This is a genomic window from Brucella ciceri (assembly GCF_041930145.1).
GTDB lineage: Bacteria > Pseudomonadota > Alphaproteobacteria > Rhizobiales > Rhizobiaceae > Brucella > Brucella intermedia.
In genome coordinates, this window is record NZ_JBHEEV010000005.1 from 278,258 (window position 1) to 295,077 (window position 16,820).

Here is a 16,820-nt window from a genome sequence, read left to right on the forward strand (position 1 = left end):
TCAGGCCGCTTCCGCACGGAGATTGGCGGAGGTTTCGGCAAGCTTGGTCAGGTCCTTGTCGGTCTGGCCTTCTTCCTGCAGGGTTTGATCGAGGATATTCGCCACGTCCTTGTATCCAAGGGTTTCGGCCCAGCGCTTCAACGTGCCGTAGCGGGTGATTTCATAGTGTTCCACGGCTTGGGCAGCGGAGATCAAACCCGCGTCGAGCGCAGGGCTGTTCGAAAATTCCTCCATGATCTCCTCGCCCTCGGCGATGATGCCTTCAATGGCGTCACAGGTCTTGCCCTGCGCACGCTTGCCGAGAATCTCGAAGCACTGCTGCAGACGTTCCACATGTCCTTCGGTCTGTTCCCGGTGTTTTTCGAACGCGCTCTTCAGCTTCTCATCATTGGCCGCGCGGGACATCTTCGGAAGCGTTTTCAGAATCTTGCGCTCCGCGTAATAAATGTCCTTGAGGGTATCGTAGAAAAGATCTTCGAGATTGCGTTGCTTGGTGCTGGCCATTTCAGGCTCCTCCTATGGTTCCGAAACTGTCATTGTCGTGCGGCTGAAAATCCCGACGACGGCACACCTAACTCCCCAGCGATCGTTTTGTTTCGCCCGTTGGACAAAAATCAAAACGTCAGGGCTGCGTGGGAGAGCGGGCCGGTTGGGTTGGGCTCTCCGGCGAGACGTCCCCCTTGTCGGAAGTGATGAACAGGCTGCCCAACCCCAGCAGCGCCACGGCGAACATCACGACGGCAAGCCATTTCAAAGTGGTCATCGTTACGTCCCGTCAGGATTTCGACTTGTGCTCGGGCTTGCCCTTCTGCTTGGTGGAGGCCATCTTCTCGAGCTCTTTTTCGCTCATGGATTTGGCCATTTCCTTGGACGCTCCACGCAGTTCGCTTTTTGCCTTGTCTCCGCGCTTCGCCGCCAAAGCCGCACCGGCAGCCTGTTGCTGCGCTTTGGATTTTGCAGGCATCTTCACCTCCTGTGATGGTCAGTTCTGTTCGGTTCCACGGCTTTCCCGCCGCAGTTCACGCGCGCTGGGGTTGGCCAGATCATTCGGACGCTTGCCGTTGGGGCTGTCGAAATCGAAATCCGTTTGCGGGTCGTCCGACTGCGGCTGGCGCGGGTTGCCCGGCGCGTTCGACTGCTCATGCGTCGGCCGCGCCTGATGATCGCGTGGTTCGTGCTCGGACGGTTCGCCCGCCCCGACGCGATCCTTGTCGAAGTAAGGAAATCGGATGCTTGCGGCATCGTAGAACATGACGGTTCCTCCAGTTGGGTGCCATGGAGTGCCCATGGGTGTCATGACGGCTGAACGTGCCTCCGAACCGGCTTGCGAGCAGTTTGTTCCATCGAGGCACCGAAACCGGTCGATGTCGCGGACAGGTAAAAGGAACATGGGCAGCCTTCGGCAGTTATCGAAACCCGCAAGAGAGGAGTTTTGATATGGCCCAGACAAGGAAATGGTCAGGCGAAGTAACAGAACACAGCGACGCCCTCGATCTGGAGCCGCATGTGTTCGAACAGGACGATCCGAAGAAAATTGCAGCTTCCCTGAAGCGCTCAGCCGACAAGAGCCATAAGCGCAAGGCGGAGCCGTTCCGCTCGGCAATGTCCATGCTGACTTTCTACATCAATCGCGCGGGCAAGAATCTACCGGAAAAACGCAGGCATGTGCTGGAAGCAGCCAAGGGCGAACTGCGCAAGGCCTACGGCAAGCCGGACCACGCTTGACACCCGCTGAAGGGAGAAATCGCATGAAAATTCATATCGAAGAAAGGGGAGCGGCATTGAGGTTCGTCCTGTCCGCAGACCCTGAGCTGCCTTCCGACCCACCGGAAATACCCGAAAAGGAGCCGGAAGGCATTCCCGTCGAGCCGCCTGAAACCATTCCGCAACCAGACAAGGGACCGTTCAGCCCCGACGAACCGGAACAGATACCGCCGCTTCCGATGCCCGAACATCCTTCGCGCGGTCCGGCAAGTCCGGACCAGCCGACAATGCAGCAAGAAGCATCGGGGTGAATGGAGCGACGGTCGTCATCCGTCGTCGTCATTCCGTCCCGCATGCTTCGGCTCACTCAGCGCATCGGAAAGGTTCTTGCGGTCGGGATCGGACAGGTTGTGTCCGGCGGCGTCGCGCTTTTTTGCCGGGTCATCAACGGCGGGTTCATAGCCGCGAGGCCTGTTTTCCGGCGGGCCTTCCCATTTCGGCTTCTGGTCCGTGGTGCCGGCTTTCGGGTCGTGTTTCATTGCAGCCTCCATTTGTTGAAACTCATCCCCAACCGAGCAAACGCCTGATTGTTTCGTTGAACGACGCGAACGCTGCGTGAAGGCAAGCGGCACAATTGCCGAGATAAAGTTCCGGAACAATTGGCCCGCCTCATGGTTGGAACCCAGAGGTCCACAGCGATGAAGACAGTTTCAGAAGACAAAAGCATTGGCGCCCGCACGCGAGGCGCGATCCAACGGGGCGAGACCGGCGACAAGGTTCCCGGTTTCGATCCTGCGGCAGCTCCTATGGAAACGGACGCCGAGGCAGGCGGCAGTTCCCAGCCTGCTGGCAAGCCCCAGCCGCAGCCCGCGAAGGCTGATGACAGCAACGCTTCCAGCCATGCATCCGGCCTGCGGGCGTGGTCGTCCGAAGGAAACCCGCAAACCGCAAGAGGAAAAGCCCCACTGAGGGAAGGCCCTGTCTATCTCGTCTGGTGGTTCATCATCGCGATGGTCGTCATCGGTTATTTCATAATCTCATGGGTGTGGCGATGAATATGCAATCGAAACCTGAGCAAGACAAAAGAGCCGAGCCTTCGCGAACGCTCGGATACTTTCCGCGCTTCGCCCTGGTCATATTGGCGGTTCTGCTGCTTCTGTTCCTTGGATGGAGCCTGACCGGCGGCGGATCGGTATCGCAGCAGCAGGGCATAGAGACGCCCCCCGCGACGGATTCCAGCGACCAGCCGGACAAGAATCCGCCGGTCGAAAACCAGCGGCCGCAGACGGGCACGGGAGGCGACCAGCCGACCAATCCGCCAGAAGGGCAGAAATGAAGGGCGGAAACGGAGATCAAAAAAGAGGTCGTCATGAACAAGCAACCAACCACCCCGCTTACGGATGATGAAGACGTAAAGTTTCTTGCCGAGAATTCCGATGTTTCACCGCTTCAGGCGCGCCAGCTGATCGAACGTTTCGGCAGGGACAGGGAAAAGCTGCTTGAAGAAGCGAAGAAGTTTAAAGCGGAAGGATAGAACAATGGCTGAGATCACACGCGATCACGACAAGATCCGCCGGTGGCGGGTGTCTCTGCGTGGCGGTCCTGATATCGCTTGTGGGCAAGTCGCGACGCCAGTTCGGCAATGTAGTTCAGGTCCCTCAGGCCGTTCTGGTAAAGCATTATGATGGCGGTAGAAAGATCTGTCGCAGCATATTCCCTGTCGCTTTCCTCAAGAATAATCGCGGCATGGGAAAAGCAACTGCGCATGAAGGTCACTTCTTCCGGCTTATAGATACGGCTCGCTTCGTTGAAGAGCGGCATACGATCCTCCTTCGGGACACATCAACAATACGCTTCTTAATTATTTAAGATAGGCACGATTGATCACTTCATATTTCGGTGCTGCCTGGGCTCACGGCAGGCGGCCGCTTCCTTGTTCGGGATGGCGCTCAAGGTTTTGGCGGTTGAGGCAATCGAAAACCCGCTGCGCCTCCTCTTCGTTCAAGGCGATCTGCAACCGCCCCTCGAACGTGATGGGGTTGCCCTTGAAGGCATCGATCACCGACCAGGTGCCATCGCCATTCTTTTGAAGTTTGTACCCGTTTTCTACCATGGTCGTCTCCCGTCGCGGCCTGTCTCCGGCAAACTCGATGGGCCCGAATTCAACGGGTACCCATGGTCGATCTGCTCGAGGCCGCCCGGCTCCAGATGAAGCCGAGCCACCATTGATGCAAATGCCGGAGAAAAGAAGTTAACGAAGCAATGGTTCGAATGGTTCCGTCGGACGCTGGTCAGCATGCATGCCGCCAGATGCAGCGCGCGATATCCCAAGTTTCGGCGACAGGGGGTGGGCGTCAATCCGGTAAGCGAACTGACGCCCACGGGAGTGTTTACAGATGATCGCGCGGAATGGTCTGGTTCCATTCGCGGGTCGTGACAATTTCGCCGTTTTCCTTTGCCGTCAGAACTCCGGAAATATAGAAGTTTTCGGCATCCGAATGCATTTTCGTGGTGCTGTCGATGTCGATCAGCCACCCTTCGCGGCCCATCTGATAGGCCTGTGTCAGCACGTAGGATGCGGACAGCGGGTCGTTATCATTGATGCGCAGTTCACGCTTGAGGCTGTGGCTCAACTGAGTGCCGATATCGTCAAAGCGCAGAATTCCCTCACCGAAAAGACCGCCGATGCCCTCCGTCACATAAAGCGTTTCGCCGGTGACGTGATCCTGCTCGGTCCAGCGGCGCACGCTGCCCGGATCAAGCTGGGTGATCGGCGTCGCAGGTCCATGAGCGGGTTTCTGGAAGGAAATCTTTGCATCGTCGGCGGAAGCCGGACGTAGCGGCAGATCGAGGACCGACGCTGCGGTATCGAGTGTCAGTGTCACACGTTTTGGCGATGGCCAGACCATCGGCCAATAGCCGGTGGCAACCGAAAGACGGATGCGATGTCCCTTCTTGAAGCTGTAGCCGCTGTCGTTGAGCTTGATCGCGATTTCATAGGTCTTGCCCGGCACCAGCATTTCCGGCTTGTCGTGGCCATTGATGTGATTGAGGTTGAAGACCTGATAGCTGACACGGGTGATACGGCCATCGGGTAGAATATCGCTCAAACGCAGCGAAACCTGCGCAACCGGCTGATCAACAGTAAACTTCAGACGCGCAACCGGTGCACCAAGAATTTCGAGATCTTCGATAAGAACAGCAGTGTCGAAGTTGAGCGAGCCGCCATCGTCGAGGCGCTGGTCGGTCGGGTGCTCACCAGGACAGCCCGTAGCCATCCATTCGCCACCTGCCTTGCCATGACTGTTCGGTGAAGAGATCGAAAGCACACCGTGCACGGCATCGGCCTCGCCGAGCGTGAAGTCTGCGCCAAGAGCAAAAGGCTTGAGGGCGATTTCGGACGATGGCCAGTTCTTTTCGCCAACCCAGCGACCATTGGTGAAGTCGCGCGAGCCGGTCGGTTCGATGGTGTCGCAGATATAGGCACGGAGCTTCGGCTCATCCATGATGCCGGTCTCTTCGCCCTTGAGCCACTGGTCCCACCAGCGCACTGCTTCCTGCAGGAAGCCGATAGCGGGCCCTGGCAAGCCGTCCTGCGGGTAGACATGACCCCAAGGGCCGATAATGCCACGCGCTGGAACCTGAAGGTTTTCGAGCAGGCGCGGAACGGCATTGGTGTAGCTGTCGGCCCATGCGCCGATGGCCAGAACCGGGCACTGGATCGCAGACCAGTCTTCGCAGACAGAGCCATGCTTCCAATATTCGTCGTAATGCTGGTGTTCGAGCCAAAGGGCAGGGAAGAACGGGAGGCGTTCCAGACGTTCGATCCAGGCATCGCGCCAGCCAGCGCCCACAATCGCCGGATCGAGCGGACGCGACTGATAGGCGAGCATGATCGTGCCCCACCACAGATTATCGTTGAGCAGCAGGCCACCCATGTAATGAATGTCGTCGCGGAAACGGTCATCGGTCGAATAGGCGGTAATGATCGCCTTCAGTGCCGGTGGACGGCAGGCGGCGACCTGAAGGCCGTTGAAGCCGCCCCAGCTTTTTCCCATCATGCCGACATTGCCGCTGCACCAGGGCTGGGCCGCAATCCAGGCAATGACTTCCAGCGCATCATCTTGTTCCTGCTGGATATATTCGTCCGCCATATGACCATCGGATTCGCCCGTACCGCGCATATCGACGCGGATTGCGGCATAGCCGTTCTGCGCGAAATAGCCGTGCATCGGCTCATCGCGGCCACGCGTACCGTCACGCTTGCGATACGGAATATATTCGAGCACGGCAGGAACGGGATTTTCCTCGGCGCCTTCAGGCAGCCACAGGCGCGCGCCAAGACGGGTGCCATCCTTGAGGGTGATCCACAGATGCTCGGTGACGTTTACGGTCATGATGGGTTCCACTTGTTCAATGAGAGTTTCGATGCGGCATTGGCGCCGCATCGACAGGTCGACTGGTGCTAGACGGCGGCGCGAGCCTTGAGGATGTCGTCCAGCCAGTCACGGCGCAGCTCCGGAACGGATGTGATGAGCTGCTCCGTATAGGGCTCGTAAGGCGGTTCGAAGATTGCCTTCGTGGTGCCGGTTTCGACCACCTTGCCCTTCTGCATCACCATGGTGCGGTCGGCGAGCCGACGGACGACGCCAAGGTCGTGGGTGATGAAGAGATAGGACACGTGCAATTCGTCCTGCAACTTGCGCAGAAGCTTCAGGATTTCCTCCGCGACCAGCGGGTCGAGCGCCGAAGTGACTTCATCGCAGATGATAAGATCCGGCTTTGCCGCCAGCGCCCGGGCGATGCACACGCGCTGTTTTTGCCCGCCCGAAAGCGCGCCGGGCAGGCGGCTTGCAAAATCGGAAGGCAGACCGATGAGTTCGAGCAGGCGCCTGACCTCGATCTCACGCTGATCCTCATTCATGCCGAAATAAAACTTCATCGGACGTCCAATGATTTCGCCAACAGTCTGGCGCGGATTCAGCGCCACGTCCGGAAGCTGATAGACGAGTTGGATGCGGCGCAGTTCTTCACGGCTGCGCTTTTTGTAACTTGCTTCCAGACGTTGTCCGGCGAGCGAAATGATGCCGCTCGAATGGGGTGGTAGGCCCGCAATAATCCGCGCGAGCGTGGATTTGCCCGACCCGGATTCACCAACGATGGCAAGCGTTTCGCCGCGACGGACATAACAATCTACATCGGTCAGAACGAGCTTCTTGCCATAATAGGCAGTCGCGGTCTTCACTTCGAGCAGGATTTCGCCCATCTTGTGCTCGGCCTGTTCGCCCGAAATGCTGGCTTCGCGTTCGGACACCAGACGCTGCGTGTAGTCCTGCTTTGGCGCTTCCAGGATTTCTTCCGCAGAACCAAGCTCAACCATTTTGCCATGACGCAGAACCATGATGCGGTCAGCGATCTGGGCCACCACAGCAAGATCGTGCGTGATGTAAAGTGCAGCGGTGTTGTAACGCTGGATCAGGCTGCGCAGGAGTGCCAGCACTTCGATCTGGGTTGTCACGTCCAGCGCTGTGGTAGGCTCGTCCAGAACCAGAATATCCGGGCGGCAGGACATAGCCATGGCCACCATGGCGCGCTGCAGCTGACCCCCGGAGACCTGATGCGGATAGCGGTCGCCGAAATTATCCGGGTCCGGAAGTTGCAGCGCGTGCAGCAGTTCCAGCATCCAGCTCTTGGCTTCCCCTTTGGTCATGAGGCCATGATAGAGCGGGCCTTCCATGATCTGGTCGCCGATGCGATGCGCGGGATTGAACGACGCTGCCGCGCTCTGCGCCACGTAGGCGATGCGTGCGCCGCGCACCTTTTCACGCGTTTCGCGGGTGCCATCCATCAGCGAAACATCGTCGACGACGATGGTGCCTTCAGCGATCCTGCAACCGCCGCGACCATAACCCATTGCAGCGAGCCCGATGGTGGACTTGCCCGCACCGGACTCGCCAATCAGGCCCAGCACTTCGCCACGCTTCAGCGTCACATCGACATGATCGACAAGCGTTGCGCCGTTGGGTGCCTGGACGACAAGATCGGAGATGGAAAGAACGATATCCTTGTTCATCGGTCCGCTCCCTGCGTGGTTGTGCGTCCGGCCAGAAGCCAGTCAACAACGAGGTTGACGCCAACAGTGAGGATAGCGATCGCAGCCGCCGGGAAAAGCGGTGCGTAGAGGCCGTAGAGAATAGCCTGCTGGTTGTCCTTCACCATGCCGCCCCAGTCCGCGAATGGCGGCTGGATGCCAAGCCCCAGGAACGACAGGCCGGCAACGAAAAGGAAGGTGAAGCAGAAACGCAGACCGAATTCCGCGATCAGCGGCGGCAATGTGTTCGGCAGGATTTCACGCCAGATCAGCCAGCCCAGACCTTCACCGCGAAGACGCGCGGTTTCTGCGTATTCCAACACATTGACGCCCTGCGCCACGATGCGCGCCAGACGGAACACGCGGGTGGAATCCAGCAATGCGATGGTGATAATCAGCACCGGCAATGACGAGCCGAGCGCCTGCAGGATGACGAGGGCCGAAATGAGCACCGGAATGCACATGACGGTATCGACAATGCGTGAGAGAACCGTATCGACCCAGCCACCGAAAATGGCGGCAAGGAAGCCGAGCGGCATACCGACGCTGAACGACAGGAGCGATGCGGCAAGCGAAACGCCAATGGACATTTGCGCACCAAAGAGCAGCCGCGAAAGCATGTCGCGGCCGTTTTGGTCGAGCCCGAACCAGAACTGTGCCGACGGCGGATCGAATGGTGCGCCGACAATTTCTTCCTGACCATAGGGCGCGATCAGCGGGCCAAACAGGAACATCAGCAGGCAGATGGTGACGATGGCGAGACCGACCCATGCCGTCAGGGGAATAGATTTCTTCATAGTCTTCATCGTGGGTGCCTCAGGCGCGGATTGAGCGCGATGGCAGCGACATCGGCGATGATATTGAGAATGACATAGGCCGCACCGAAGACGAGGGCCGCTGCCTGCACGAGCGGAAGATCACGCTTGGAAACGGCATCAACCATGAAGCGGCCAAGGCCGTTATAGTTGAAGACAGCTTCGACAAGCACCACGCCAGTTATGAGGTAAGCAATGTTGAACGCCACCACATTGACGATTGGAGCCGCTGCATTCGGCAGTGCGTGCTTGGTCACAACGCGCTTGGTGCGAAGACCCTTGAGATATGCCGTTTCGACATAAGCCTGATCCATGACCGATAAAACGGCGGTGCGGGTCATGCGCATCATTTGGGCAACCGTCACGAGCACCAGCGTCAGTGCGGGCAGGGCGGTTGCCTGAACCCATTCGAGGAATGTCATGCCCTCATAGGTGTCGGCAAGGCTTGGCAGCAGGTTGAAGCGGATCGACAAAAACAGGATCAGCAGCAGGCCAAGGAAATATTCAGGCAGGGACACGAAAGCCAGCGCCACGATATTTATCACCCGGTCGAAAAGGCCGCCGCGCTTTACCGCAGTGACAAGACCGAGAAGAATGGCGACAGGAACACTGACGACGGCAGCAAAGGCTGCGAGCGCCATCGTATTCCAGAAACGTGGCCAGAGGAGATCAGCTACCGGTTGTTGGTTGGCAAGCGAGGTGCCCAGATCGCCGGTAACAAACCCGGCGAGCCACGAGAAATAGCGCGCAAGGACCGGTTGATTAAGCCCGAGGCTTTCGCGCAGCGTGGCGAGCGCTTCCGGGGTGGCATTCTGACCGAGAATGGCTGATGCGACATCGCCCGGCAGGATCTGCGTGCCGGCGAAAATCAACGCCGACACGAGGAACAGCGTGAGGAGCCCGAGCCCCACACGCTTGAGAATTAGAACGAACATTTATGCTTCCAGCCAGACTTTTTCGGCAAGGCGCGCACCCATCAGATTGAACATCGGATGCGTGGTCACGCCCTTGAGCTTCTTGGAGGTGGCGTCGAGATAGTCGCCGAACATTGGAATAAGCGCGCCGCCATCATTGCTGATCATGGCTTGCAGTTCAGCATAGATGTCCTTCCGCTTGGCCTGATCGAGCATTGCGCGGGCTTCGAGCAGCTTGGCGTCGAAATCAGCGCTCTTCCAATGCGTGTCGTTTTGCGATGCATTGGAGGCATAAGCGACCGACAGGGCCTGATCGGCGGTTGGACGACCACCACGATAAGACATGCAGAACGGTGCCTTCATCCAGACATTGTCCCAATATCCGTCAGCCGGTTCGCGCTTGATATCGATCTCGATGCCTGACTTGGCCGCGGCGGTGCGGAAGATCGCCGCTGCATCGACGGCACCGGTGAAGGCCGCATCGGAAGCCGAGAGCTGAATTTTCAGCGAATCCATGCCGGCCTGCTTCAAATAGAACTTGGCCTTTTCAGGATCATAGGCGCGCTGCGGCAGAGCGGTATCGAAGAACGGGTCAGTGCTCGGGATCGGGTTGTCGTTGCCCAGACGTCCGTAGCCGCGCAAGGCTGTCTTGAGTAGCTGTTCGCGGTCGATGGCATGCTTGACGGCGAGGCGGACATTGTTGTCGTTAAACGGTGCCTGCGTGCAATCCATCAGGAAGGAGAAATGCTGGCCACCGGAAGACTGCACGATGTTAAGGTTTGGGTTGCGCTTCAACAGATCGACGGTCTTGAAGTCGAGCTGGTTGATGGCGTGCACCTGACCGGACATCATGGCATTGGTTCGGGCGGAAACATCATTGATGACGATGACTTCCACCGCATCGACCCAGGCCGTGTTCGGCTTCCAATAGCTTTCATTGCGCGTGAAACGCGAACGCACGCCCGGCTGGAAACGCTCGAAGACGAAAGGTCCGGTGCCGACCGGCTTGTTGAAATCCGTCCAGTCCTTGGGAACCACGAGGAAGTGATAATCGGAGAGGATGTAAGGCAGATCGGCATTGCCGCTCTTCAGCGTAATCTTGACCGTCCCGGCATCAACCTTGATGACATCGGTGAATTCCGATGCGAGCGAGCGAGCACCCGAGGTGGTTTCGCCGCGATGCAGGTTAATGGAATAGATGATGTCATCGGCGTCCAGTGTCTTGCCGTTGTGGAAAGTCACGCCTTGCCGAACCTTGAAGGTCCATTCCTTGGCGTCGGCTGACGGTTCCCAGCTCTCGAACAGTTCGGGTACAGCCTTGTTGTTGGCGTCGATTTCCACGAGGCCGTTCATCAGCATGTAGGCCTGATTGACCGGAACCCAATCCTTCAAGAGACGCGGGTCGAAATTGTCGGTGGTGGAGCCGCCGCCGATGCCGAGCTTGAGCATTCCGCCTTTTTTGGGCGTGCCGTCGCCTGCTGCGGCAGCTGGCGAAGTAATCAGACCGCCCATGCCGCTGAGGCTGATCAGGCCGATGCCGGCTGCACCCGCCATGAAAGAGCGACGCGTCAATTGAAACTGGCTTTTTTGCTCAGGCATTTCGTACCCCTGTGTTTAAGTCATAGCCTATTGGCTTTTAGGGGTGGGTAACTTACCGCACCCCTTGTTTTCAAGGGTTGATGTCCGGTTGATGGGTATGACTTTTGTGCATACCCCCATGCGAAATGTGTGTGTTGGCATTTGCGCGAACAAGAATAAAGGAGCGTCCAACAGTGATGGCAGGGCGCTTTCTTTGAGGAACGTGGTCGCTGCCTTTTCGGATTTGGATGATCCTGGAGATCAAAAATGGGTTTGCCGGATATTATCGGCTTGGTGGGCGCGTTCTTCTACCTTTTGGGCTACGCGCTGATTCAATTGCGTATTTTTACCGTCGACGATCCGGTCATTCCCTTGCTGAATGTTCTGGGGGGGGTCGCCCTGATTTATTCACTCGCCTGGAATTTCAACCTCGGTTCCTTCATCTCGCAGGTCGCCTGGCTCATCATTACCGTTATCGGTTACATCCGTTTTCGCCTGGTTTCGCGTCGCCGCTCCGCACTTCCGCAGGAATGAAGCGAGCCGGAGATCCGATCATCTTTATGTGATCGGATCGGTTCCGTTGCTGGCGATCAGCCACTCCGAGACCTCGCGCACGATTTTCCGCTGGTGGCGATCAGCAGGCCGCATCAGATAGAAATAGGCGTCCGACCGCATCATATGGTCATGGGCGGCCACCAGTGTTCCGCTGGCGAGCTGTTCCCGGATCAGCCATGTCCAGCCGAGCGTAATGCCGATCCCCTGTGCTGCGGCGGCGACGCAAAGGCCATAATCCCCGAGCCGCCATTCCAGAGCACCGGGCGGCGGCGAGAGCCTGGCATCGTGCCACCATTCCGGCCAACCCTGCCATTCGCGCATTGTATCCTCGATCGCCAGCAGAACCGGTGCTTCCTGCTCCATGATGCCGGGAGCGCCGGGTGCCGAAACCGGCACCACTTCCTCCCGACCCAGCACCGTCAGATTGACTCCGATGGGCCGCTCCTTGCGGTAGAACAGGGCAAGATCGAACTCGTCCAGTCGCAGATGTGCGACGTCATCCGTTACGCGCAGCCGGATTTCGATGCCGGGGATATCGGCTTTCAGCTTGCCGATCCGCGACAGGAACCATTGGTCGGCGATCCCGCGCGAGCAGGCGATGGTGATCTGTCGGGGCCCGATCCATGCACGAAGGCCATCGGTGACGGCACTGAGGTCACCCAGGAGACGGCTCACTTCGGAAGCGTAGCTTTCGCCGATGGCAGTCAGCTGCACACCTGCGGGCAGGCGGTTGAACAGTTTAGAGCCGATGAACGCTTCCAGCTTGCCGATCTGGCGGCTGACGGCGCTCTGGGTGAGGCCGAGTTCCAGACCGGCGCGCGAAAAGCTGCCAAGCCGGGCGGCGCTGTCGAAGGCAACCAGCGCATTGAGGGGAGGCATGGATTGACGACCGACCGCCAAGTGATTTCTCCATTTTCCAGTGCATCGTTTCAACGGTTTGGTTTTACCGTAGCCGATCTCGGGGATCGTTGTTCGCGTCCCCACACCGTCGGTCCTGTGTCTCTATCCAAATAACGCGCTGAAATCCATGGGTGCGGCTCGCTCTTCATTAAATCGAATTGCTTCAGGAACAAACCCGGTCGAGTGCGGTTCGGAGTGCTGTCATCACGACTGTGAAGAGGAGCAATCTCATGCCAGGTCGATATCAGAACGAAGATCGTGACGATTACTACAACGAACCCTACCGGGATTATGAAGCGCGGGGAGGTGACTACCGAGGCTATGATGACCGCTACTCAAGCGATTATGCCCGGGGACGCTATTCCGACGACAATGACGAACGATATGCTTCCCGGCGAGAGCCAAACCGCGAGCGGGAAAGTGACCGGTACCGTCAGCGGACGGAAGGCCAATCCAGAAGCAGCTACGCGTCAGGCGGCCAGCATCGGGGAAAAGGACCGAAGGGATACACACGCTCCGATGACCGCATCAAGGAAGACGTATCGGACGCATTGATGGAAGATGCGGAACTCGATGCATCCGACATTGAGGTGACGGTCAAGAAGGGCGAAGTGATCCTGCAGGGGCAGGTTGGAAATCGTCAGGATAAGCGCAGAGCAGAAGAATGCGCAGAAATGTGCGCCGGCGTTGTTGATGTTCAGAACAACATCAAAATCCGTTCAGCAACATCGGCTTCGTCAAAGGGTACTGCCTGAAATTTGAAACTCGCGGCTGGAGAACGCAGCCGGAGATGAGCCCCTGGCGGGGCTCATGCGCCTTGGGGCGCGAAAACTCACAACAATTGGAGGATGAAATGCCACGCAATATGCCAGAACGTGACGATCAGGGCCGTTTCGTAAGCGATGACGACCGGGGTCGGGGCGGAGATGATCGCCGCAGATATGCCAGCAGCCGCCGGGATGACGATGACCGCCGTTCCAGCCGTTATGACGACGACGACCGCGGCCGCGGCCACGGAGGCTGGTTCGGGGATTCCCGCGGCCATGCTGAAGCTGCCCGTCGCGGATGGGACGAGCGTCGGGACGATCGTGACTATGATGACCGGCGCCGCTATTCCAGCCGCGAAGACGACTACGATGATCGCCGTTCCAGATATGATGACGATGACCGCGGACGGGGTTGGTATGGCGATTCCCGCGGCCACGCGGAAGCCGCACGGCGCGGATGGGACGAGCGACGCGACCAGGATTATGACGACCGTCGCAGATATTCCAGCCGCGACGATGACCGCGGATATTCGAGCCGGGACGATGATCGTCGCTCGGGCGGCGGTCGGGGTCATGGCGGTTGGTTCGGCGACTCTCGCGGCCATGCGGAAGCTGCCCGCAGGGGTTGGGAAGAGCGCCGGGACGATGATTACGACAACCGTCGCGGTCGCTAGAGCATGAGTTCCCCAAAGCGGAAACCCGGTTTTGGAACAGGAAATGCTCTGGACACCGGCAAACAGACAGGGCGGCCTTCGGGCCGCCTTGCACGCCTCTCCGCAGGAATGAGCGTTCTTTTCAAGGAATTTCACGATGGGTGCTAAAGCCACGCGCGAATTGGATATCATCGCCGAAAAGGCGCGCCTTCGCTACCTACGAGCCCGCAATATGCTGATACTGGAAGCAGCAATCAGCGCTCTGCTCGACACCGAAACGCCGCAGGACGCCGCAAAAACCCTGCGGGAACAGGCGGATTTGCTCGTTCGCTATCTTTGAGAACCCATGAAGCTTGTCCCTCCATTGCCTGCGCGCGATGGGCCGGAACATAATTCTCCGGCGTGGGTTCGAATTTCTTTCAAGGGAAAGGAAACAGGATCATGAAAACAGTATTGCTTGCCTTCTCGGCAATTCTTCTCATGTCGGCTCCGGTATATGCCCAGTCGACGAGCGAAAAGACAGGGATCAATTCTCTCGTCGGATCAGCGCCGTCCACCCAGGATTTCGTGACACTGAGCGGAAGCGGCGACATGTTCGAGATTGAATCGAGCAAACTCGCGCTCGCAAAGGCCGATCCCACCACGAAGAGCTTTGCTCAGCAGATGATCACCGATCATCAAAAGACCAGCGAGGAATTGAAAGCGCTCCTGAGCACGAAAGTGAACTCGGTGAAGGCCCCGACCGCGCTTTCCGATGATCATCAGGAAATGCTGGACAAGCTGAAGGGGCTCGAAGGCGAGGATTTCACGAAGCAGTATCGAAGCGATCAGGAAGAGGTGCACGAAGACGCTGTCGATCTGTTCAAGCGATATGGAGAAGGCGGCGAGAATGCCGACCTGCGGGCCTGGGCCAATGCAACCCGGCCCGCGCTGGAGCATCATCTCGAAATGGCGAAGAAACTCAACGAATAAGCGGGAAGGGCTCGCGATTGGCGGCGTGCGGCGCTCAATATGGCGATGCCGAATGCAATGCGGATCGCGAGCCCCCGCCCGGCAAAAGCAGCAATGCTGATTCAGTCATTGGAGCCGTTTCGTTCCATAGTGATGACGCCTCGTGGCGTGTCTATCGGCTCGTCACTGACGCGATGCACCTGATAGGATTTCTCGTTGCGAAATGCACTGAAATCGTTGGTCGTAAGGTCGGTATCCCCTATTGCTACCTGTCCCCGGAAGGCCTCCGTCTCTCCCTGGCTGGCGACTACTCTCGCATCGGCCTCGGAGCGGGCAGAAACCAGAGCCGTTCCATGCTTGGGAGCAAGCTCATTGTCGTCTCCCGGTGAGGGAATGAGCAGAAAGGCATAGCACTGGTAATCGGTCTGGACCTTTACGCCGCTGTCCGGCGTTTCTTTCCATTCGGTGAAAACATTTTTGTCCCGATATTCCATTTTTACCTCCATGGGCTGTAAGGGCTGTGCTCTTGCAGCCGGGCCCGAGCTGCCAGCCCGGTCGCCCTTGATAAGGATGTTGTTTCGTCGCGTACTCGCGGCAAATTCCTCTGCCGCGAGTGCCAAGAAAGAGCTGCTGACGATTGAGTTCCGGCATGCTTCTGCCGAACTGGCACTCACATGGAGTGCGCCGTTACGTTGCCGTCGGCATCGAGCGTTACCATGACGGTCTCGGTCCCCTTCATGGCTGACGCTTCCCACAATCCCTTGTCGTTCAGCTTGAGATTGGAAATTCCGGTATAGCCGGCTTTGGTAAAGCGTTCGGTGGCCTGCTCTTCGGTGAAGCTGTTCTGGCCTGCATCGGGCGCCTTGTCGTCATGTGTCGTCGGCGTAGCGGAAGTAGGCGCATTGGCGTTGGGCGCAGGCGCATTGGTGGATGGCGTGTTCGGCGTCGTCGTCGCATCCTGAGCGCTGCCGACAGTTGGAACAATTATGAGTGCGCTTGCCAATAGAATAGCTGGAATGTTCATCTATCTTCCTCCGTTTTCAGCCCCACCGCGTCGTAACAAAGGCAACTCGCGATTGTTCCGCTTTCTGAACTTGGAATTTTCGATCTCTATTCAGATAGCCCCTGCCGTTAATCCTCGAACGTCTTGTCGCTGTATTCGACAGGGCTTCGAAAAATAAAAAGTTTGGGGAACACCCTTCTGCGAACATTGTTCGAAAGGGGAAACCTCAAGCAAAGGAGAAGCCCAATGGCTAATCAGACGGCGAACTGCAGTTTTGCGTCCAGCGCTGACAAGCAGCGCGAGATTGCTTCCAACGGAGGCCAGGCATCCGGCGGCAACGTCAAAACCGACCCGGCGCGCGCGGCCGATGTGGACCCGAGGGTGGAGAGCACCGGAGGCGCTTCATTGCGGTGATGTCGATGAGAACCGTTTTCATGATTGTTATTGGAATAGTGCTCCTGCTGGTGGCGGGGGCGCTTTGGCGTGGCATTGGTCCGGGTGCGGACAATGGGCAGAGCCCACCGCATTCCCTGCAGACCGATCCACCCGACTGAACCATCGGCGAGGGGCCTAATCGGAGTTCATAAATATGTCTACGTCAACGAAATCTCCAAACACGATCCGACAGGGCGGCCCCGGAGCCGCTCATGAAAATGCAAAAAACGATCTGAAGATTACCAAACCGCCAGCCGATGGGGAAACCAAAGGCCGCCGCAGCAAGGTTTCCGGCGGTGGCGGAGAAAGGGACATCCACCATACGCACAATCCCGCGACCAAGAAGTGAAGCCTCTGGCTGAACCGGCGAGCGTCTCCGTCCATTTCGCTTGGATATGCGGCGTATCTGCAAGAACGCGGCAGGCGGTTCAATCTCCTTTGAGGAACAAGATTT

The 16,820-nt window shown here is 58.1% G+C and carries 27 protein-coding genes; 11 read left to right on the forward strand and 16 right to left on the reverse strand.

Going from position 1 to position 16,820, the window contains the following annotated elements:
• The 4 genes from JNC63_RS12250 to JNC63_RS12265 all read right to left on the reverse strand — a co-directional run bounded on the left by JNC63_RS12250 (position 1) and on the right by JNC63_RS12265 (position 1,252).
• Positions 1–504: a YciE/YciF ferroxidase family protein gene (locus tag JNC63_RS12250; RefSeq protein WP_021585381.1), complete on the reverse strand. Its 504-nt coding sequence runs from the start codon at positions 502–504 to the stop codon at positions 1–3.
• A 118-nt stretch (positions 505–622) separates the two neighbouring features.
• The gene (locus JNC63_RS12255) at positions 623–763 is read right to left on the reverse strand and encodes a hypothetical protein (RefSeq protein ID WP_006469537.1); all 141 of its coding nucleotides are present in this window, start codon (positions 761–763) and stop codon (positions 623–625) included.
• A 12-nt stretch (positions 764–775) separates the two neighbouring features.
• Positions 776–964 (reverse strand): DUF3008 family protein, encoded by a 189-nt coding sequence (locus tag JNC63_RS12260; RefSeq protein WP_006471823.1) that lies wholly within the window; start codon positions 962–964, stop codon positions 776–778.
• An 18-nt stretch (positions 965–982) separates the two neighbouring features.
• Positions 983–1,252: a single stranded DNA-binding domain-containing protein gene (locus JNC63_RS12265; RefSeq protein ID WP_006471824.1), complete on the reverse strand. Its 270-nt coding sequence runs from the start codon at positions 1,250–1,252 to the stop codon at positions 983–985.
• A 185-nt stretch (positions 1,253–1,437) separates the two neighbouring features.
• On the opposite strand from JNC63_RS12265, the gene JNC63_RS12270 reads away from it, so the two are divergent.
• Both JNC63_RS12270 and JNC63_RS12275 read left to right on the forward strand, forming a co-directional pair.
• Complete coding sequence (locus tag JNC63_RS12270) at positions 1,438–1,725, forward strand: DUF3175 domain-containing protein (protein WP_006471825.1); 288 nt, start codon at positions 1,438–1,440, stop codon at positions 1,723–1,725.
• A gap of 23 nt (positions 1,726–1,748) precedes the next feature.
• Positions 1,749–2,015 (forward strand): hypothetical protein, encoded by a 267-nt coding sequence (locus JNC63_RS12275; RefSeq protein ID WP_006471826.1) that lies wholly within the window; start codon positions 1,749–1,751, stop codon positions 2,013–2,015.
• 15 nt (positions 2,016–2,030) lie between these two features.
• Here JNC63_RS12275 and JNC63_RS12280 read toward each other — a convergent pair whose 3' ends face one another.
• Positions 2,031–2,243, reverse strand: coding sequence for a hypothetical protein (locus tag JNC63_RS12280; RefSeq protein ID WP_025091822.1), 213 nt, complete (start codon positions 2,241–2,243; stop codon positions 2,031–2,033).
• Positions 2,244–2,402: 159 nt separating this feature from the next.
• Here JNC63_RS12280 and JNC63_RS12285 point away from each other — a divergent pair, with 159 nt between their 5' ends.
• Genes JNC63_RS12285 through JNC63_RS12295 form a run of 3 tightly spaced genes read left to right on the forward strand, consistent with a single transcriptional unit; the run spans position 2,403 to position 3,238 of the window.
• Positions 2,403–2,759 carry a hypothetical protein gene (locus JNC63_RS12285; protein ID WP_006471828.1) on the forward strand — a complete coding sequence of 119 codons (357 nt, stop codon included), beginning with the start codon at positions 2,403–2,405 and terminating at the stop codon, positions 2,757–2,759.
• A gap of 2 nt (positions 2,760–2,761) precedes the next feature.
• Positions 2,762–3,040, forward strand: coding sequence for a hypothetical protein (locus tag JNC63_RS12290; protein WP_006471829.1), 279 nt, complete (start codon positions 2,762–2,764; stop codon positions 3,038–3,040).
• Positions 3,041–3,073: 33 nt separating this feature from the next.
• Entirely contained in the window at positions 3,074–3,238 is a 165-nt protein-coding gene (locus JNC63_RS12295) for a hypothetical protein (RefSeq protein WP_006469529.1), read from the forward strand.
• A 14-nt stretch (positions 3,239–3,252) separates the two neighbouring features.
• Here JNC63_RS12295 and JNC63_RS12300 read toward each other — a convergent pair whose 3' ends face one another.
• The 7 genes from JNC63_RS12300 to JNC63_RS12330 form a co-directional block, all read right to left on the reverse strand.
• Positions 3,253–3,525, reverse strand: a complete 273-nt coding sequence (locus JNC63_RS12300; RefSeq protein ID WP_006469528.1) for a hypothetical protein — start codon at positions 3,523–3,525, stop codon at positions 3,253–3,255.
• 91 nt (positions 3,526–3,616) lie between these two features.
• Entirely contained in the window at positions 3,617–3,817 is a 201-nt protein-coding gene (locus tag JNC63_RS12305) for a hypothetical protein (protein WP_006471830.1), read from the reverse strand.
• 277 nt (positions 3,818–4,094) lie between these two features.
• Positions 4,095–6,101 (reverse strand): CocE/NonD family hydrolase, encoded by a 2,007-nt coding sequence (locus tag JNC63_RS12310; protein ID WP_036565251.1) that lies wholly within the window; start codon positions 6,099–6,101, stop codon positions 4,095–4,097.
• A 68-nt stretch (positions 6,102–6,169) separates the two neighbouring features.
• Positions 6,170–7,777, reverse strand: a complete 1,608-nt coding sequence (locus JNC63_RS12315) for an ABC transporter ATP-binding protein (RefSeq protein ID WP_006469526.1) — start codon at positions 7,775–7,777, stop codon at positions 6,170–6,172.
• On the reverse strand, positions 7,774–8,592 hold the full coding sequence (locus JNC63_RS12320) for an ABC transporter permease (RefSeq protein ID WP_374846369.1): 819 nt from the start codon (positions 8,590–8,592) through the stop codon (positions 7,774–7,776). The genes JNC63_RS12315 and JNC63_RS12320 overlap by 4 nt, the downstream gene beginning before the upstream one ends.
• Positions 8,593–8,597: 5 nt before the next feature.
• Entirely contained in the window at positions 8,598–9,545 is a 948-nt protein-coding gene (locus tag JNC63_RS12325; protein ID WP_006469524.1) for an ABC transporter permease, read from the reverse strand.
• Positions 9,546–11,123: an ABC transporter substrate-binding protein gene (locus JNC63_RS12330; protein ID WP_006469523.1), complete on the reverse strand. Its 1,578-nt coding sequence runs from the start codon at positions 11,121–11,123 to the stop codon at positions 9,546–9,548.
• Positions 11,124–11,369: 246 nt separating this feature from the next.
• Between JNC63_RS12330 and JNC63_RS12335 the strand changes: the two genes are divergently transcribed.
• On the forward strand, positions 11,370–11,636 hold the full coding sequence (locus tag JNC63_RS12335) for a CBU_0592 family membrane protein (RefSeq protein ID WP_006469522.1): 267 nt from the start codon (positions 11,370–11,372) through the stop codon (positions 11,634–11,636).
• A gap of 24 nt (positions 11,637–11,660) precedes the next feature.
• On the opposite strand, the gene JNC63_RS12340 is transcribed toward JNC63_RS12335, so the two are convergent.
• Complete coding sequence (locus JNC63_RS12340) at positions 11,661–12,557, reverse strand: LysR substrate-binding domain-containing protein (RefSeq protein ID WP_006473213.1); 897 nt, start codon at positions 12,555–12,557, stop codon at positions 11,661–11,663.
• A 230-nt stretch (positions 12,558–12,787) separates the two neighbouring features.
• Between JNC63_RS12340 and JNC63_RS12345 the strand changes: the two genes are divergently transcribed.
• The gene (locus tag JNC63_RS12345; RefSeq protein ID WP_006473212.1) at positions 12,788–13,312 is read left to right on the forward strand and encodes a BON domain-containing protein; all 525 of its coding nucleotides are present in this window, start codon (positions 12,788–12,790) and stop codon (positions 13,310–13,312) included.
• Positions 13,313–13,389: 77 nt separating this feature from the next.
• Here the strand turns inward: JNC63_RS12345 and JNC63_RS12350 are convergent, their stop codons facing one another.
• Positions 13,390–13,929 (reverse strand): hypothetical protein, encoded by a 540-nt coding sequence (locus tag JNC63_RS12350; protein ID WP_155734105.1) that lies wholly within the window; start codon positions 13,927–13,929, stop codon positions 13,390–13,392.
• A gap of 205 nt (positions 13,930–14,134) precedes the next feature.
• Between JNC63_RS12350 and JNC63_RS12355 the strand changes: the two genes are divergently transcribed.
• Positions 14,135–14,317, forward strand: a complete 183-nt coding sequence (locus JNC63_RS12355; protein WP_006473209.1) for a hypothetical protein — start codon at positions 14,135–14,137, stop codon at positions 14,315–14,317.
• Between the two features lie 101 nt (positions 14,318–14,418).
• Positions 14,419–14,949: a DUF4142 domain-containing protein gene (locus JNC63_RS12360; protein WP_006473208.1), complete on the forward strand. Its 531-nt coding sequence runs from the start codon at positions 14,419–14,421 to the stop codon at positions 14,947–14,949.
• A gap of 101 nt (positions 14,950–15,050) precedes the next feature.
• Here JNC63_RS12360 and JNC63_RS12365 read toward each other — a convergent pair whose 3' ends face one another.
• Both JNC63_RS12365 and JNC63_RS12370 read right to left on the reverse strand, forming a co-directional pair.
• The gene (locus tag JNC63_RS12365) at positions 15,051–15,422 is read right to left on the reverse strand and encodes a hypothetical protein (RefSeq protein WP_021585360.1); all 372 of its coding nucleotides are present in this window, start codon (positions 15,420–15,422) and stop codon (positions 15,051–15,053) included.
• 176 nt (positions 15,423–15,598) lie between these two features.
• On the reverse strand, positions 15,599–15,952 hold the full coding sequence (locus tag JNC63_RS12370; protein ID WP_006469518.1) for a hypothetical protein: 354 nt from the start codon (positions 15,950–15,952) through the stop codon (positions 15,599–15,601).
• A gap of 225 nt (positions 15,953–16,177) precedes the next feature.
• Between JNC63_RS12370 and JNC63_RS12375 the strand changes: the two genes are divergently transcribed.
• Both JNC63_RS12375 and JNC63_RS12380 read left to right on the forward strand, forming a co-directional pair.
• Positions 16,178–16,345 (forward strand): con-10 family general stress protein, encoded by a 168-nt coding sequence (locus tag JNC63_RS12375; protein WP_081252514.1) that lies wholly within the window; start codon positions 16,178–16,180, stop codon positions 16,343–16,345.
• Positions 16,346–16,520: 175 nt separating this feature from the next.
• Positions 16,521–16,715, forward strand: coding sequence for a hypothetical protein (locus JNC63_RS12380; RefSeq protein WP_006473205.1), 195 nt, complete (start codon positions 16,521–16,523; stop codon positions 16,713–16,715).
• The last annotated feature ends 105 nt before the right edge of the window (positions 16,716–16,820 follow it).

Bases quoted from the DNA above. Each gene is read 5' to 3' on its own strand.
- JNC63_RS12250 (WP_021585381.1), bottom strand. From the start codon at position 504: ATGGCCAGCACCAAGCAACGCAATCTCGAAGATCTTTTCTACGATACC.
- JNC63_RS12255 (WP_006469537.1), bottom strand. From the start codon at position 763: ATGACCACTTTGAAATGGCTTGCCGTCGTGATGTTCGCCGTGGCGCTG.
- JNC63_RS12260 (WP_006471823.1), bottom strand. From the start codon at position 964: ATGCCTGCAAAATCCAAAGCGCAGCAACAGGCTGCCGGTGCGGCTTTG.
- JNC63_RS12265 (WP_006471824.1), bottom strand. From the start codon at position 1,252: ATGTTCTACGATGCCGCAAGCATCCGATTTCCTTACTTCGACAAGGAT.
- JNC63_RS12270 (WP_006471825.1), top strand. From the start codon at position 1,438: ATGGCCCAGACAAGGAAATGGTCAGGCGAAGTAACAGAACACAGCGAC.
- JNC63_RS12275 (WP_006471826.1), top strand. From the start codon at position 1,749: ATGAAAATTCATATCGAAGAAAGGGGAGCGGCATTGAGGTTCGTCCTG.
- JNC63_RS12280 (WP_025091822.1), bottom strand. From the start codon at position 2,243: ATGAAACACGACCCGAAAGCCGGCACCACGGACCAGAAGCCGAAATGG.
- JNC63_RS12285 (WP_006471828.1), top strand. From the start codon at position 2,403: ATGAAGACAGTTTCAGAAGACAAAAGCATTGGCGCCCGCACGCGAGGC.
- JNC63_RS12290 (WP_006471829.1), top strand. From the start codon at position 2,762: ATGCAATCGAAACCTGAGCAAGACAAAAGAGCCGAGCCTTCGCGAACG.
- JNC63_RS12295 (WP_006469529.1), top strand. From the start codon at position 3,074: ATGAACAAGCAACCAACCACCCCGCTTACGGATGATGAAGACGTAAAG.
- JNC63_RS12300 (WP_006469528.1), bottom strand. From the start codon at position 3,525: ATGCCGCTCTTCAACGAAGCGAGCCGTATCTATAAGCCGGAAGAAGTG.
- JNC63_RS12305 (WP_006471830.1), bottom strand. From the start codon at position 3,817: ATGGTAGAAAACGGGTACAAACTTCAAAAGAATGGCGATGGCACCTGG.
- JNC63_RS12310 (WP_036565251.1), bottom strand. From the start codon at position 6,101: ATGACCGTAAACGTCACCGAGCATCTGTGGATCACCCTCAAGGATGGC.
- JNC63_RS12315 (WP_006469526.1), bottom strand. From the start codon at position 7,777: ATGAACAAGGATATCGTTCTTTCCATCTCCGATCTTGTCGTCCAGGCA.
- JNC63_RS12320 (WP_374846369.1), bottom strand. From the start codon at position 8,592: ATGAAGAAATCTATTCCCCTGACGGCATGGGTCGGTCTCGCCATCGTC.
- JNC63_RS12325 (WP_006469524.1), bottom strand. From the start codon at position 9,545: ATGTTCGTTCTAATTCTCAAGCGTGTGGGGCTCGGGCTCCTCACGCTG.
- JNC63_RS12330 (WP_006469523.1), bottom strand. From the start codon at position 11,123: ATGCCTGAGCAAAAAAGCCAGTTTCAATTGACGCGTCGCTCTTTCATG.
- JNC63_RS12335 (WP_006469522.1), top strand. From the start codon at position 11,370: ATGGGTTTGCCGGATATTATCGGCTTGGTGGGCGCGTTCTTCTACCTT.
- JNC63_RS12345 (WP_006473212.1), top strand. From the start codon at position 12,788: ATGCCAGGTCGATATCAGAACGAAGATCGTGACGATTACTACAACGAA.
- JNC63_RS12350 (WP_155734105.1), bottom strand. From the start codon at position 13,929: ATGGCCGCGAGAGTCGCCGAACCAACCGCCATGACCCCGACCGCCGCC.
- JNC63_RS12355 (WP_006473209.1), top strand. From the start codon at position 14,135: ATGGGTGCTAAAGCCACGCGCGAATTGGATATCATCGCCGAAAAGGCG.
- JNC63_RS12360 (WP_006473208.1), top strand. From the start codon at position 14,419: ATGAAAACAGTATTGCTTGCCTTCTCGGCAATTCTTCTCATGTCGGCT.
- JNC63_RS12365 (WP_021585360.1), bottom strand. From the start codon at position 15,422: ATGGAATATCGGGACAAAAATGTTTTCACCGAATGGAAAGAAACGCCG.
- JNC63_RS12370 (WP_006469518.1), bottom strand. From the start codon at position 15,952: ATGAACATTCCAGCTATTCTATTGGCAAGCGCACTCATAATTGTTCCA.
- JNC63_RS12375 (WP_081252514.1), top strand. From the start codon at position 16,178: ATGGCTAATCAGACGGCGAACTGCAGTTTTGCGTCCAGCGCTGACAAG.
- JNC63_RS12380 (WP_006473205.1), top strand. From the start codon at position 16,521: ATGTCTACGTCAACGAAATCTCCAAACACGATCCGACAGGGCGGCCCC.